We start from the raw sequence: 14787 nt of genomic DNA, 5'->3' as shown, positions 1-14787 counted from the left end.
ACTTCGTCCCCTTCGTGTTGATATGAGCGAATCGAAGGATTACGGAGTGGCCGTCTCTTGTCACATGGATCTCACCCGTACCAGTCCAAGGCTTGATCACCCGCACACCATCTCCCTGGACGTGAACCCACGAACACCTGCTGGACCTGATCCTGGACCGGATGCGCGAGCATGGCCTGCTCAAACGGCCGGGTCGGCAGCGACCAGCCCGAATCTGTCGGCTTTACGCCACCATTGGCCACGCCTGCGTCCAGTACCTGCACCTCAAGGAGTGTCATGGTCGTCAATGACGGAACCGGATTACCCGACAACGGCCAAGACGATCACACGGATTCTGGCCCCATCCACACCCGGTCTGAAATCATCGCGGCCCCGGATCCAGAGCAGTACTTCCTGCTGCACGATGCAGCCGAGAACGACTCGCCCGAGGCGGTCGCGGAACTGGCCCAGCGCATCGACGATATCGACTTCATCGACGATGATGACGAGGAGTATCCCGGCCGCACCGCGCTCTGGACAGCTGTCTTCGCCAATCGTCCCGACAACGCGCGCGTCCTGGTGGCGGCCGGAGCGGACCCATGGCGGCCCATGATGAACCGCTGGTCCCCCGGACGGCTCAGCCTGGCCGGCCCCACCCCTACTCTGTTCAACATCCCACCTGGAGTAACCGGTCTGTCGCCAGCCGAGACCGCGGCCGTGACCGAAGCCAGACGTCTGATAGCCGCGCTAGGGGATCTCAGCTATTTCGGGCTGGGCATGGCCTACGTGGCCGACATGACCGCGGCCGAGGTGGTACGGCGACTGGAGGCCGTACCGGCCGACGACGAGGACGTTCAAGCAATCGTCGAGAATCTCGTGTCGCACCTCGACGACAGCCAGACCGTCGTCGGCGTCACGGAGGTGCCTGGCGGATGCGTCGTCAGCCAACCATGGGGATACATCCCCTACACGCCAGGAGTCGCCAAGCGCCTATCAGCAGGCACCGCCTACTACGGAATGTACGACAATCCCAAGGACGGCCATCACGGGACCGCCTTCCGGGACGGCGTCATGGAGGAAGGGGATACCCACCCCGGTGGCGGCGGCGTGTACCCAGACGACCCCACCGAGGAGATCCTCGCCACCTACCTCTACCACCACCACGCCGTGGCCTACTGCTGTTCCCGCATTGGCTTGCGCCTGACCGACGCCCGGGCGATCACTGGTCCACCCGACATGTGGCTGAGACTCCCCGAACGGGACTGGTGGAACTGATCAAGCGGCGTAGCAAAGACCCGGCTCCATGATCTGGAATCGGGCCTTAATCTCGTGTTGGAGATGAGGGGATTCGAACCCCTGGCTCCTTTGACGTTCGTGCAGAACTTGGCGGTTCAACAGGGAACCTACGCTCGTGATCTATTAACACCGCAACTCGAAGGCCACCCTGCAGTTTGTCGGACGGGACTGCCAGACTCCGCATATGCATGATCTCGTGCTTTCAGCTGACACCATCGCAGCTGGTCCTCCTGGCGCGGTGAGACGCTCCGCTGACAGGTGTTCCGATCGAAGCCGCGGCAGGCGGTCCGCATGAACGCGTTCGAGCGACTCAGCCTCCGGCCGACTCCGGAGGCATGGGATCCTGCGTGGATCGCGCGTGGTGAACTTCGCGGTCAGCGGTTCGAGTTGCCCGCTGGAGTGTCGAGCGTGACCTTCGACCGGGCACGACTGGTGGACGTGGACTTCTCCGGAACACGGTTCGCCGAGTTCACCGTCCATGGCAGCGAGTTCGAGGAATGCGACTTCACGGGCGTCGTCTTCGAGCGCCTGTCGATGTCCACGACCTGCAGACAAGGGACATGGGACGGCGTCGGCTGGCCGAAGTCGGTCTTCCGCGACTGCGTATTTCAGCGCACCCGCTTCGCGTCCTCCACGTTCTTCGGCAACGTCCGCTTCGAGAGGTGCACCTTCGACCGGTCCCGGTTGAGAGACCAGACGAATACCTTCGAAGCGGAGTTCGTCGACTGCGTCTTCCTCGGTCGTGTGCGGAACGTCAACTTCTGGGGCCGCCCGACTCAGCACCAGGCCGCGCTGGGCAGGGACCGCAATGACTTCACCGGAAACGACTTCACCGGCGCAGAGCTGGACTACGTCGCCTTCCATCACATCGACCTGCAGGCCCAGCGCTGGCCCGGCCTGCCCGGCTACGCGCTCCTCAACCGGATCAACGCGCGCGTGGCCGCGGTGCTGCCCTTGCTGGAGCGCTGGCCGGACACACGGCACCGGAAGGAAGCCCGCTTCAGCCTGGAGTTCCTCGCAGACACGGCCCTGGCACAGAACGACGACCAGGCGCTGGTGAGTCCGTTGGACATGGGCCGCAAACTGCCGCCGGCGCTCCGCGATGAGTTGTTCGAGGCATTCAGACGCACGTCCAGCGATACAGGCCCTGATTGAGCCGCACCGCCTCACGGGCCAGATCCCGCAAGGCCCTGATGCGTTCGGCCTCGAACTCGTCGAGCAGTTCCTCCTCGGCGTACTCACGCAGCCGCACGTCGTCCACGGCGGCGAGCGCGGCAACGGTCTCGGGCGCTGCCCGGTCCACGCCCGCTGACTCGCCGTCGTCCACGATGGCCTCGCTGTCCCCGAACTCGCTGAGATCGCGTCCGCTGAGCTCCGCGACCAGCGTGTCGAGCTCGTCGAGCCACCCCTTGCAGTCGATGTACGGCAGGTTCATGCCCTCCGGCCCGCCATCCAGGGCCAGCCGGGCGGACTGATCGGAGTCCGCCGTGAAGTAGTCGACGAGAACGCCCATGGCCGGCCACTCTACCGATCAAGCCCACAGGGGACGCAGCAGACCGGGAGCGGAGCCTGCGGCCATGCAGGCCACCAGCTGAACAGCGCACCGGCTCGTCTCAGTACATCTTCGTGGTGGTGCGCTGGATGACGGCGGGGGCCAGACGGAGGCCGTTGGCCGTGACCCGGTGGCCGCGGGTGTCGGTGACTCGTACGGCGAAGGGGCCCCGGCCCGCGCCGGACTGGGCGATCCAGTAGTTGTAGTCGGCCCGGGCCAGCTTGCGCCACGCGCCGCCGGCGGCCTTCACCTCGACCGAGGCGAGCGGATTGCCGTGGTCGATGACCAGCAGGGCCAACCACCACTGCGACGAGCCCTCCTTGACGCGGAAGGAGAGCGGTCTGCCGACTCGCGGGTTGCCGACCGGGCGGTAGCTGACCGCCGCTGTGCCCTTGCCGGGGCCCACGACGCGGGCGAAGGCCGTGCGGCTAAGGTCGATGTGCCCGCCGGGCACTCCGGGCACTGGTCGACGACCTTGCCCCGGACGGTGCCCTTCGGCCCGGTGACGTTCAGGTAGCCGCCGCAGGCGGCCGCGGCGGCGTACTCGCGCGGAGAGAGCGCGACGTAGAGGTTGTCTGCGGGAGGCGACGGATATGAGCAGTTACCGCCCCCGGACTGGAGTTCGTACAAGGTCGCTTTCCCTTTGGTCGCCTTGCCTGCGACCAGCTTCGCGGGCGCGCGGGTGCTCTCGCCGCTCCGGGCGGATTTCGCCAGGGCAGCCGCGGGGAGGAGCGAGGTCGCGGTGAGCGCGGCGGCGAGGACGAAGGGTCGGCAACAGTTGTTCTTTGAGTGTGCGTAAGTGTGCACGGAATGACGGGGGCTGATGCCGGAGTGTGGGGTGTGAACCTCACGGGTTGGTCGAGACCGCAGGGTGCGCCGGCGAGCGTGACGGCCACGGCCGCATGGGGCGCAAGGGCTTGCGTATCGCTCACACGTTCTACCCATCGGTGCCATATTTCGGTAGTCTAGCGGTCACGTTCGGTAAAGGTCCGGGAGGTGGACGGAGGTCATGCAGGCGTACCGGTGTGCTCACGATCGGCATCCAGCGACCTCGTCACGTACCCACCGCCCGGCCAACGGTTGTGCCTGCGCGACGCTGGAGGCCACAGCGCATGGCTGAGCAGTTGCGGCCGATCGAGGCGCCGTTCGTCGCGGCCGCTCCCTGCGGTGTGGCGGTCCGTAACCGGCTCAAAGGACTGACCGCCCAGGACGAGACGGTGCTCCGGCTGGTGGGGGCGCATCTCGGTGCTCTGGCATCGAAGGACCTCGCGGTGCGCTGCCGGGATGGGCTGGCGCACGACGCGGACCGGTGGGCGGAACGGAAACGGGAGCTGACCACGGCCTCGTCGGCACGGTGGGCCGGGACGATCATCAAGGCGTCGCATGATCAGTGGGCGCTGGCCCGCCGCTGCCAGCTCGCCCACATTCAGAGCCTCGAGGCCGGGATCGCGACGATCACGCGCCGGCTGTCAGTGCCGGTGGGGCAGAAGGCCACCAAGGACGCCCCGGCAGGGTACCGCTCGCGCACGGAGTGGTTCGCCAAGTCCCGCCGCTTGCGGGTGCTTCAAGACCGGCTGGCCGCCGCGCGGGCCGACTGGCAGGCCGGGCGGGTGCACATCGTGCGGGGCGGCAAACGGCTGGCCGGCAACCGGCACCATCTGGAGGCCGCGCAGCTCGACGAGACCGGATGGCGTGAACGGTGGGAGGCCGCGCGCTGGTTTCTGCGGGCCGACGGGGAGTCCGGCAAGCGGTACGGCAACGAGACCATCCGCGTCACCCCTGACGGTGAGGTGTCGCTCAAGCTGCCCGCCCCGCTGGCCCATCTGGCCAACGCCTCGCACGGCCGGTATGTGCTGTCGGCCCGGGTACGGTTCGCCCACCGGCGCGTCGAGTGGGCCGACCGGGTGCAGGCGAATCGGGCGGTGGCCTACCGCATCCACCTGGACGCCGACCGGGGCCGCTGGTACCTGACCGCGTCCTGGCAGCTCCCGCCCACCCCCGCCATCCCCTTGCCGGCGGCGCTGGCCCACGGGGTGATCGCGATGGACACCAACGCCGACCACCTGGCCGCCTGGCAGCTGGATGTGCACGGCAACCCGATCGGCCGGCCGCGCCGCTTCGGCTACGACCTGTCGGGCACCGCCGAGCACCGCGACGCCCAGGTGCGGCACGCCCTGTCGCGGCTGCTGGCCTGGGCGAAGGCGTGCGGGGTGACCGCGATCGCGATCGAGAATCTGGATTTCGCGGCGGAGAAGACCCGGGAGAAGCACGGCCGGCGGAAGTGGTTCCGGCACCTGATCTCCGGCATGCCCACCGGCAAGCTCCGCGCCCGGATCACCGCGATGGCCGCCGCCGCGGGCATCGCGATCATCGCGGTGGATCCGGCGTACACCAGCAAGTGGGGTGCCCAGCACTGGCAGGCCCCACTGACAAGAACGAACAACAAGAACCAGACGACGACTCGCCACGACGCGGCTGCGGTGGCGATCGGCAGACGCGCCCAGGGGCATGCGATCCGGCGACGGACGGCACCGCCCCCGCACGACCGGAAGGATCGTGCGGGGCATCGGACCGTCCAGGCCGGACCGGATGTTTCTGGGGGTGAGGGACCCCGTCCCCGCATTCCCGGACCACGCACCGGATGCGTGCCGCCCGGATGTGGCGAGAACGCGGGCGACCAGTGTGCCCAACACCGTTCGGGGCATGCGGCCGAGCATGAGCAACTCATGCTCAGTCCCTAGGAACGGTAAGCGTCGCATCCAGTGCGGGATGGATGCGACAGTAGCGAAATCAGTACATCTCAGTACGGTAAAGCGTCAGATATCCAGACACGCGATCTATGTCCGGGTCAGTGCACCCGAACCGACGGCACACCGATGGAGCCCGGCTCGGCCCCATCAGCCGAGACCCAGCCGGTGGGAGATCGCGGCCGCCTCCGATCGGTTTGCGGCGCCGAGCTTGGCGAGGATGTTGGACACGTGCACGCTCGCGGTCTTGTCGCTGATGAACAGCGCCTGGGCGATCTGCCGATTGGTACGGCCGGTGGCCACCAATTTCAGCACGTCACGTTCGCGCGGAGTGAGCCCGAACCGATCACCGGGCTCCGCGGACCGCCCCCTCGGCTCCGGCGCCTCCTCCGAGCTCGTCAGGTCGATCCGGGCCCGGCGTGCCAGGGCGCTGATCTCCTCGGCGAGCAGCCGGGCCCCGAGATCCCGTGCCACGGTCCAGCCCTCGATGAGATCGGCGGCCACAGCCTCGCGGGAGGCGCCGGCGGACAGCAACGCCTCGCCGTACCGCCACCGCGCGTACCCGATCTCGAACGGACACTTGAGCCCCTGCCAGGCGGCCAGCGCCGCGGCCCAGCGCTGCGGGTCGCTCGCTCCCTCGATCCTGGTCCACTCGGCTTCGGCACTCATCAGCCTGGCCTCCACCAGGGGAATGGACACGTGAGCCGCGGCCGTACGGGCACGTTCCAGCAGAACACGGCCGATCCGGCGGGCCTGGCCGATTTCGTGGGCGTCCCGCTGCGCGACCGCCCGTTCGGCGATCGCCGCTTCGACCGTCACGCCGATGTGGCTCATCTCGATGGTCAGCGGGCCCTCGTCGCTGTCGCCGAGCAGACGCAGCCCCTCAGCCACGGCCTCCCTGGCCTCCTCCAGCCTGCCGTCCCACATGGCGACGGCGGCCATGCGGCCGAACTGCGGGACGGCGTACTGGGGATCCAGGGAGAACGGCGTGCTCTTCAGCACCGCGGCCAGATCCTCCCAGGCCGCGGCCAGGTCGCCTCGATGCAGGAGATACAGGGCCCGGGCCTGAAGCGGTGCGGCGTCGAGGAAACCGGTCGGCGAGTCGAACTCGGCGAACTCCTCCTCCAGCAGCGACAGCGCCTCCTCCCCGCGGCCCAGGAAGATCAGCGACTCGGCGGCGTCCGCCAGCGCCGACCGCCCGTACATGCGAACCAGCCCGAAGCGGGCGGCCAGCCGGTACGCCTCAAGACTGAGCTTCGCGGCCTCCTCCCACAGACCGTAGGCCCACAAGGCGTACCCGTGGTTCACACGGGCCCGGCACATGTCGTCGGTGTTGCCGACCTCCTCGGCGATCCGGAACGCGTCCTCGAAATACGCACCGGCCACGTCCAGCCGCCCCAGGAACGACAGCGCCGCCGCCAGGCTGTTGAGCGCGTTCCCCTCGACCGCCCGCGCGTTGACCTGGCGGGCCATGGCGATCGCGTCCTCACAGCATTCCCGTGCTTCCGCGTGGCGGTTCATCAGTAAGAGCATGTGCCCGCGCGCGGCCAGCGTACGAGCGCGTTCCCGGGAGGGCGGCTCGGCGGGCACCGCGGCCACCGCTCGCTCGATCGTCTCCAGCGCACGCGCGCTGTCACCGGCCGCCCAGTGATAGCGCGCCAGCCGCTCCAGGAGCACCCCGGTGCGCAGCGGCTCGCGCCCGGCCTCCGTCCCGTCCATCGCGACCTCGGCCAGCGCGACCTCCGCCAGCGCGATCGCACGATCGTGCTCGCCGAGCAGGAAGGCCGCCTGCGCGGCCCGCCGCAGCACCGTTACCCGGTCCAGCGGGCTCTGGGCCGCCGCCTGCGGCACCTGCGCCCACAGCTCCAGCGCCCGCTCGTAGTGCTGCAGCGCCTCGGCCAGCGCGTACGTGGCCTCCGCCGCCTGACCCGCGCCTACGCAGGCCAGCAGCGCGGCGCCGAGATCGTGGGCGGCGTACCAGTGATACGCCAACTGCCCCAGCTCCGCGGCGGTCGCGGAACCGGCGCGCTTGTCGATCCGGTCCGACAGAGCCCGTGCGTAGGCGGCATGTAACGGTCCACGTTCGACCGGCAGCAGGTCGTCGTAGACGGCCTCCTGTACGAGCGCGTGCCGGAACGCGTAGGACTCGCTGCCCTCCTCGGCCGACAGCACATGATGGGCGACCGCCTCACGCAGCACCCCGACCAGCTGCGCCACCGGCTGAGCCGACACCGCGGCGAGCACGTTGTGGTCCACCCGCCGGCCGGCCACCGCGGCCACCCGCAGCACCTGCTGAACCGGCTCGGACAGCGCCTCCACCCGGGCCAGCACCACATCGCGCAGCGCGGCGGGCATCGCCGTCCCCTCGCGGCTGGCTGCCAGCAGCTCCTCCACGAAGAAGGGGTTGCCTCCGGACCGGGCGCGGATCTCGGTCACCAGCTTCGCCGAAGGACGCTCGCCGGTGATCCCGGCGAGCAGGTCCGCTACCTCCCGGCGGCCGAAAGCTCCGACGTCCAGCCGCTCGGCGCGGCTGTTTCGCCCCAGTTCGGCAAGGAAGGGGCGCAACGGGTGGCGGCGGTGGAGATCGTCGCTCCGGTACGTCAGCACCATGCAGACTCCGGCGCGTACGTTCCGGATCAGGAACCCGAGCAGATCGCGAGTCGACTGGTCGGCCCAGTGCAGATCCTCGACGACCAGCAGCACCGGCCGCCGTTCTGCCAGCCGGTGCAGCACACCCAGCAGCAGCTCGAACAGCCGCGCCGGGGCCACCGGATCCGCGCCGGCCACCGGCTCGCCCAGCTCGGGCACCAGCCGCGCCAGCTCGGCCCTCGCCCCACCGAGAACCCGCCCCAGCTCCTCCGCGTCCAGCATCCCGCCCAGCGACCGCGCCGCCTCGACGACCGGGGCATAGGCGAGCACCCCGTCGCCGACGTCCAGGCAGCCGCCCACGAGCGTGACCGCACCGGCCTCCCGGGCCTGGCCGATCAGTTCGGCCAGCAGCCGAGTCTTGCCCACCCCCGCCTCGCCGGCCACCATCACCGTCGAGGGCTCACCCGCGACCGCCCGCTCCAGGGCCGCCTCCAATCGGGTGATCTCCGCGACCCGTCCCACGAAGACAGGACTCGACAACCGCTCCGCCATGGGCTCGATCATCGCTTAAGTTCCTTTGTGAACCAACACGTGACGGCCCACCTGGCCGCGTTGTTTCACGCGCGTCCTCTCGCCCGGACTGCCTGCCTGCACCCGGCCGGGGCGTCCAAGGACCGGCACCCCGGCCGGCGCGCTCGCGAACCCCCCAGTCGCTTACGCGTCGCCCTGGCTCGTGTAGATGCGCTTCCACTTGCCGCAGAGGTGCCTGCCGCGGTAGGCGTCGGTGAAGCAGACCCTCAAGTCCGCCGTGTTGGCCCCGAACTCGGAGAAGCGGAAGTCCCTGTACCCGCTACCGCAGTGCTTGGCGGAGTAGTACTGGGGCTCCCGGTCGTCGGGCTGGAAGTTGTCGTACCTGACCTGCACGTAGCCGCACAGGCGCTGCGGCGAGCGCTTGTCGTAGAGCTTGCCGCCGACGACGATCCGGCCGTTGCTGTCCACGTACGACCTGGCGCGCGCGTAGGCGTGACCGCCCTCGTAGGACTTCGAGTAATAGAAGCCCCAGGGGCCGGCGTCGAAGGGCCGGGACTGGGAAGTGGTGTCCAGATGCCTGGCTTCGGAGGCGTTCGCGGCGGTGGCCGCGGCCGGCACGCCGATGGCTATGACGGCGGTGGCGGCGGCCAGACCTAGCAGCTGGTGGATCGAGCGTCGCATGATGTTTCCCCTGTGTTGAAGGCCCCCGGTAACTCTGTCCCCCTGGGGCGATGACCTCAGAATCCAGCTAAGAGGTGTGAGCACACATGGGGAGAAATCCTTAGAACGGTCCACGGCGACGCACTATCTTCCGGCCGGCACCGCCGCCACGCTTACGGCCGCAGCCACGCCGCCAGGTAGGCGAACGCGGCGTCCTGCATCATCACGTCGAACCGGTGACCACCGTCGAAGAACTCGCCGACATAGGCGTGCGGCGACCCGGCCAGCTGATAGCGCTGGGCCAGGCGCTCATCGGCGGCCGGACGGATGCTACTTCTCATAGTGATAGCGACAGGCGGCGATCACGATGGCGTCGTTGTTGACGCGGCAGACGAGCCGGTGTTCTGAGGTGATACGCCGGGACCAGTAGCCGGACCATTCGTACTTCAGCGGCTCTGGTTTGCCGATGCCTTCGTTCTCGTTTCGGGCTATGTCAGCGATCAGCTGGTTGATCCTTTTGAGGATGCGTCGATCTTCTCGCTGCCAGTAGCAGTAGTCCTCCCAGGCAAGTTCGTCGAAAAGGATCTTCACGAGGTGGCGTCCTCATCGGCCAGTTCGCGGACGGTGCCGCCGCCGGCCTCCAGACGGGCGACCGCCTCCGACAACCGTCTGCGGTTGACAGGAGAGGCCATCAGATAGAGCGTCTCGCGCATCGATTCGTATTCGCGCTGCGACACCATGACGACGCCTTCTCGGCCGGGGCGGGTGATGAGGACTTCTTCCTGGTCGTCGATGACGGCGTCGAGGGTGGCAGCGTAGTTGGCCCGCGATTCGGACATGGTCATCACCTTCATGCGATCAATGTACATCATGATGTACATCGAGGTGCGGCGGTGAACCCGCACACGGGTACGCGCAAACATCAAGCTGTTGCATCAAGAGGCGAATAGCTGCAGGTTCTTGTGACGAAAGCTCCACACTTCCGCTTCCACCCGAGAGGTAGAGGCAGCAGAGTGGCGACGTTGCTGTCAGTGGAGATCAAAAGCCCCGAACGATGATCCGTCCGGGGCGTTTTGGCTGTTCAGGTGAGGTGGTCAGAGGCGGTGCCTCACACCACCGTGATCACGAACTTCTGAACGACTGCGGCGAAGTACGGCCGGTAGACGCGGGCGCGGATTAGCTCACGTGATGCCCTGACTGCTTGAACCGCCCCGGGAGACAGCGGCGAGGAAACCGCCGACGAACGCATCGCCGAGCCCGACGGTCGTGGGTGCGGCAACGTCAAGATCGAATCCAGGCAGGCAACGAACAACCCTGCCCATCCGGCCTTCCAGAGCCGCGGCGAACTCCACCGCCTCCGTTCGCCTCGGCCGGTTCCGCATGAGTTCGTAGTGGTGGTCGGTGTACTCATCTCCATGGCAGTAGCGGGTGCTGGCGATCACGATGCCCTCGTTCAGTGACTCTGCGTACTCGCCTGCTCTCTCGCCGAATGCTGCCGACCAATACTTGGTATGCACAACCAGGGTTGTCACGGGGATGAGAGCTTGCAGCGATTCGAGGGCGCGAGCCACCTCCGTCACGGAGAGCAAGTTGACGGCATAGCCCAGGTGCGACTGCATCTCGTCTTCGTTCAGTCCGTAGATGTCGATGACTTCCACGAGCGCGTCGCGGACCCGCTGGCTGAGGCCTGGCTCGTGGAATCCGGCATCCTCGTAGTAGACGACCGCCTCGGCCGGAAGTTGTCGCATGTGGCTTCTCAGCGTGGACAGACGCCGGTCAAGTGTTCTCTGGTCCCGTACCGCGTTGAATCCCGAGATCAGAAAGACCCGTGCGTCTCGAAGCAACGAGCCCAGTGCACCACTCAGCATCATGGACTCGTTCGCCGGGTCGTTGACGTAGATCAATCTGTTCGGAAACGGCGCACGGATGTCGATGTCACCTGCTCGAACCAGCAAGTCCTGGTCGTACTGCACGATCAGGTGTGGATAGAGGGTGTCCTGGTCGCCGCTACAGATGTAGTCGCAGCTTGCCGGCAGCAGTCGGCGGACGATGTCATTGAGACTGACCAGGTGCAGGGTGGATGGTACGCCGAGCCGGCTCATCTCCATCGCCGCTCGAACGGAGGTTCCACCCAGAGTTGTTCGCTTGGGGAACCGCCCTGCGAATGCGCTCAGACATTCGGAGGAGGCGACGAAGTGCTCGCCCCCTCCGCCCTTTTTGAGGTAGGTGAGAATCGAAATGACGAGTTCGCGCTCGTTGGTCACAGTGACCGATGAAGTCAGCTCGGCATTGTGGATCTGGTACTCGCCGACAAGTTGCTCCAAGAGCGACGAGGACAGCTTGAGTTCGTAGTCGACGCATCCCCCCAAGCCCAAGACTACATGACTGGTCATGTCAGTACAGAGATGCCTTGCCGGCCGCTTCGAAGAGGTCAATCTTCTGCCCGGCCACCGCCTTCATCGCATCGATGCATGGCGGCTGGATGGAGAGCGGTTCACGCAGGCTCTCATCGGCCAAGACTTCGCGCATCTTCATGTGGTAGGCCAGCTTGATGTCACTGGAGATATTAATCTTGTTAATACCGAGCTTGACCGATTGCGCAATCTCTTCGTCAGGGTTGCCTGAGCCGCCGTGCAGCACGAGTGGGATCTTGACCCGATCCTTGATTTCCTTCAGCAGGTCGAGCTTGAGCTCCGGCTTCAGGGTCTTCGGGTAAATGCCGTGATAGGTGCCGATGGCCACAGCGAGACTGTCCACCCCCGTTGCCTGCACGAAGGTCACGGCGTCCGCCGGGTCAGTGTAGATGATCGCGTCGCTGCCGTCTTCGGCCTCGCCGTCGGTCTTGCCGATCGTCCCCAGCTCCGCCTCGACCGACACGCCGACCGCGTGCGCGGTGTCAGCGACCTTCTTGGAGATCGCGATGTTGTCCTCGAAGGGCTGCATCGAGGCATCGATCATCACCGAGGTGAAGCCGATCCGGATCGCGGTCAGCATCTCCCGATAGGTCGCGCCGTGGTCCCAGTGAATCGCGATCGGCACGGACGAGCGATGGGCTCGTTGGGTCATCGCGGCGATCACGTCCACTCCGACGTGCCGTACCTCGTCGGGATGGATCCCGATGAAAAGCGGCGAGTTCTTCTCCTCGCTGATGTCCACGATGCCGTTGAACATGGCGTAGTCGCTGATATTGAACGCGGGCACGGCGAAGTTTCTTTCATTCGCGACAGCCAAGAGCACCTTGCCGGTCGTCAGCATTGCTGTATTTCTCCCTCTGGGTAGTGGATTATCGCTCGGAACGAGGACGAGGTGTCAGGCCTTGACTGCGCCGGAGGTGAGGCCGCCGATGAACCGCCGCTGGAAGAGGAGGAACAACACGAGCACCGGGATGGACCCCAGGATGCTCATGGCCATCATCTGATTCCACTCGTAGGAGTGCTGGCCCATCAGGAGCTGGATGCCGATGGGAACGGTTCGCATGTCGTCGGTACGAGTGAGGGTCAGAGCGAACAGGTACTCGTTCCACGAGATCATGAAGGTGTAGACGCCGACGGCAACCAGCCCAGGAACCGAAATGGGCACCAGGATCCGCCAGAGAGCCGTCCAGCTGGACGCCCCGTCCACCTTGACAGACTCATCCAATTCCCGTGGCAGGGTGTTGAAGTACGCGGTCATCATGATGATCGCGTAGGGCAAGGTGAACACCATGTGCGTGAGGATCAGCCCCGGATAAGTATTATAAAGGCCGAGCGCCACCACGAGGCCAAAGTAGGGAATGACGAGTGTGATGGGCGGCACGGCCTGAACAGTGACGATCACGGCATTGATGGATCGCTTCAGCGGGAAGTTGTAGCGGCTGAATCCATACGCCGCCAGAACTGCCACGAACAGTGTCAAGACTGTCACCGAAAGCGCGACGATGTAGCTGTTGATGAAAAACCTCAACTGCGTCTCGTCACCCAGGATTTTTCCGTAGGCGTCGAACGAGAAGTTTTCGGTGATCAGCCGCGGCGGAACCTGGAAAACTTCCCCGTTGGTCTTGAACGACGTCGACAGCATCCACACGACTGGAAGACCGGCGAAGGCCGCGCCGATGCACAAGCCTGCGAGCACGGCGATCTTCGCGCCGACGCGCCGCCTTTTACGGGTGAGCACGGGTGATCACCTCTCCTTTTGCAGGCGAACGTAGAAGAAGGCCAGAATCATCGTGAGCAGCAGGACGATGACGGCGGCGGCGGACGCGGTGGCGAACTCGTAACTGCTGAAGGCTTGCTTGTAGGTGTAGGTGCTGAGCATCTCGGTGACATTGAGCGGGCCACCACCGGTAGTCATCCAGATGAGGGCGAACTGCTGAGAGGTCCAGATGAGGTCGAGCACGGCCATGCTGAGGAGCACCGGTTTCAGCTGTGGAATCGTCACATTGCGAAACTGGCGGAAAGTGCTTGCGCCGTCCACGGAGGCCGCCTCGTACAGAACGGGCGAGATCCCCTGCAACCCGGCGAGGATGCTGATCATGAAGAAGGGGAAGCCGGCCCAGATGTTGATGAATGTCAATGCCCAGAGCGCCATGTTCGGGTCGGAGAGCCAGCTCACTTCCTCTCGCATCACACCGATCGTGCTCAGGATGTAGTTGACCACCCCGGACGGGTCCAGCATGAGCCGCCAGATGACCGCGATCACGGCGACCGTGAACAGCCAGGGCAGGATGTAGACAATGCGGAAGATGGCTTTCGTCACTCCGCTCAACAACGGCGTGTTGAGCATCGTCGCGAAGGCCAGCCCGAGGCCGAGGTGAGCGACAGTGCTCACGGTGATGAAGATGAACGTGTTCTTCAGCGCTGCCAGGAAATCAGGATCGGTGAGCACCGTGGTGTAGTTGGCGAGGCCGGCGAAGACCGGATTCTGCTCGACGATCACGTTGTCCTTGAACGAATAGCTGACCACCATCGCGATGGGTATGATCATCAGAACAAAGATCAATATCAGCGTCGGCGAGAGATAGCCGTACGGGACGACACGCTGCACGGGGAAGGGCCGCGTCCTTCTCCTTCCGTCCGCGGAGGATTCCGATGCCGATTTTGCGGCTCCCGGGGAGGCCGCGGGATCGAGTTTCGCGGTTTCCATCGATGTCTCCTTGGTTCGGGGCCGCGCCGCACGGTCGGCGCGGCCCACGAAGTACGGAAGGTCAGAGCACCGGCGTCCAGGCCTGTTGCGCCTTGTTGAGGGCGTCGTCGACACCCTGCTTGCCGGTGAGCACGAGCTGCAGTTGCTCATCGAAGCTGCGCATCAGGTCTTCGGACTTCGGCAACCCCGAGGTGTGTCAGAGAAAATGCACCAGATCGGGTCTTAAATACCCATCAGTCGCGGGAGGGGTTATAGGGGATCCTGGCGTAGTTCTCGCCGGGCTGCAACCCGGGCCTCGTGCGCGTCCTTCAG

Annotated in this window: 15 protein-coding genes; 3 read left to right on the top strand and 12 right to left on the bottom strand. The window is 66.0% G+C overall.

Annotation, left to right across the window (positions count from 1 at the left end):
* Nucleotides 1-171 precede the first annotated feature (171 nt).
* Together ACTWQA_RS56870 and ACTWQA_RS56865 are read left to right on the top strand one after the other, a co-directional pair.
* Entirely contained in the window at nucleotides 172-1254 is a 1083-nt protein-coding gene (locus ACTWQA_RS56870; protein ID WP_443167114.1) for a DUF6461 domain-containing protein, read from the top strand.
* 429 nt (nucleotides 1255-1683) lie between these two features.
* Complete coding sequence (locus ACTWQA_RS56865; RefSeq protein ID WP_443167113.1) at nucleotides 1684-2430, top strand: pentapeptide repeat-containing protein; 747 nt, start codon at nucleotides 1684-1686, stop codon at nucleotides 2428-2430.
* Here the strand turns inward: ACTWQA_RS56865 and ACTWQA_RS56860 are convergent.
* Nucleotides 2396-2788, bottom strand: a complete 393-nt coding sequence (locus ACTWQA_RS56860; protein WP_443167112.1) for a hypothetical protein — start codon at nucleotides 2786-2788, stop codon at nucleotides 2396-2398. The genes ACTWQA_RS56865 and ACTWQA_RS56860 overlap by 35 nt on opposite strands.
* 100 nt (nucleotides 2789-2888) lie before the next feature.
* Nucleotides 2889-3290, bottom strand: a complete 402-nt coding sequence (locus ACTWQA_RS56855; protein ID WP_443167111.1) for an expansin EXLX1 family cellulose-binding protein — start codon at nucleotides 3288-3290, stop codon at nucleotides 2889-2891.
* Between the two features lie 649 nt (nucleotides 3291-3939).
* Here ACTWQA_RS56855 and ACTWQA_RS56850 point away from each other — a divergent pair.
* A complete protein-coding gene (locus ACTWQA_RS56850; RefSeq protein ID WP_443167110.1) occupies nucleotides 3940-5568 on the top strand; it encodes an IS200/IS605 family accessory protein TnpB-related protein in 1629 nt (542 codons plus the stop codon).
* A 156-nt stretch (nucleotides 5569-5724) separates the two neighbouring features.
* Here the strand turns inward: ACTWQA_RS56850 and ACTWQA_RS56845 are convergent, their stop codons facing one another.
* From ACTWQA_RS56845 to ACTWQA_RS56800, 10 genes are all read right to left on the bottom strand, one after another.
* Nucleotides 5725-8727 carry a helix-turn-helix transcriptional regulator gene (locus tag ACTWQA_RS56845; RefSeq protein WP_443167109.1) on the bottom strand — a complete coding sequence of 1001 codons (3003 nt, stop codon included), beginning with the start codon at nucleotides 8725-8727 and terminating at the stop codon, nucleotides 5725-5727.
* A gap of 150 nt (nucleotides 8728-8877) precedes the next feature.
* Nucleotides 8878-9375: a hypothetical protein gene (locus tag ACTWQA_RS56840; RefSeq protein ID WP_443167108.1), complete on the bottom strand. Its 498-nt coding sequence runs from the start codon at nucleotides 9373-9375 to the stop codon at nucleotides 8878-8880.
* A gap of 152 nt (nucleotides 9376-9527) precedes the next feature.
* Nucleotides 9528-9695: a hypothetical protein gene (locus ACTWQA_RS56835; RefSeq protein WP_443167107.1), complete on the bottom strand. Its 168-nt coding sequence runs from the start codon at nucleotides 9693-9695 to the stop codon at nucleotides 9528-9530.
* Nucleotides 9685-9945 (bottom strand): Txe/YoeB family addiction module toxin, encoded by a 261-nt coding sequence (locus ACTWQA_RS56830; protein WP_443167106.1) that lies wholly within the window; start codon nucleotides 9943-9945, stop codon nucleotides 9685-9687. The genes ACTWQA_RS56835 and ACTWQA_RS56830 overlap by 11 nt, the downstream gene beginning before the upstream one ends.
* The gene (locus ACTWQA_RS56825; protein ID WP_443167105.1) at nucleotides 9942-10208 is read right to left on the bottom strand and encodes a type II toxin-antitoxin system Phd/YefM family antitoxin; all 267 of its coding nucleotides are present in this window, start codon (nucleotides 10206-10208) and stop codon (nucleotides 9942-9944) included. Before ACTWQA_RS56825 ends, ACTWQA_RS56830 begins: the two co-directional genes overlap by 4 nt.
* Before the next feature lie 327 nt (nucleotides 10209-10535).
* The gene (locus ACTWQA_RS56820) at nucleotides 10536-11747 is read right to left on the bottom strand and encodes an ADP-dependent glucokinase/phosphofructokinase (RefSeq protein WP_443167104.1); all 1212 of its coding nucleotides are present in this window, start codon (nucleotides 11745-11747) and stop codon (nucleotides 10536-10538) included.
* Nucleotide 11748: 1 nt separating this feature from the next.
* Entirely contained in the window at nucleotides 11749-12609 is an 861-nt protein-coding gene (locus ACTWQA_RS56815) for a ketose-bisphosphate aldolase (RefSeq protein WP_443167103.1), read from the bottom strand.
* A 54-nt stretch (nucleotides 12610-12663) separates the two neighbouring features.
* On the bottom strand, nucleotides 12664-13506 hold the full coding sequence (locus ACTWQA_RS56810; protein ID WP_443167102.1) for a carbohydrate ABC transporter permease: 843 nt from the start codon (nucleotides 13504-13506) through the stop codon (nucleotides 12664-12666).
* 6 nt (nucleotides 13507-13512) lie between these two features.
* Nucleotides 13513-14475 (bottom strand): carbohydrate ABC transporter permease, encoded by a 963-nt coding sequence (locus ACTWQA_RS56805; protein WP_443167101.1) that lies wholly within the window; start codon nucleotides 14473-14475, stop codon nucleotides 13513-13515.
* A gap of 61 nt (nucleotides 14476-14536) precedes the next feature.
* Nucleotides 14537-14659, bottom strand: coding sequence for a hypothetical protein (locus ACTWQA_RS56800; protein WP_443167100.1), 123 nt, complete (start codon nucleotides 14657-14659; stop codon nucleotides 14537-14539).
* Nucleotides 14660-14787 lie beyond the last annotated feature (128 nt).

Origin of the sequence: Nonomuraea sp. 10N515B (genome assembly GCF_052245915.1) — a bacterium.
Classification (GTDB): Bacteria; Actinomycetota; Actinomycetes; order Streptosporangiales; family Streptosporangiaceae; genus Nonomuraea.
This window is presented reverse-complemented; position numbering and strand designations above follow the sequence as displayed.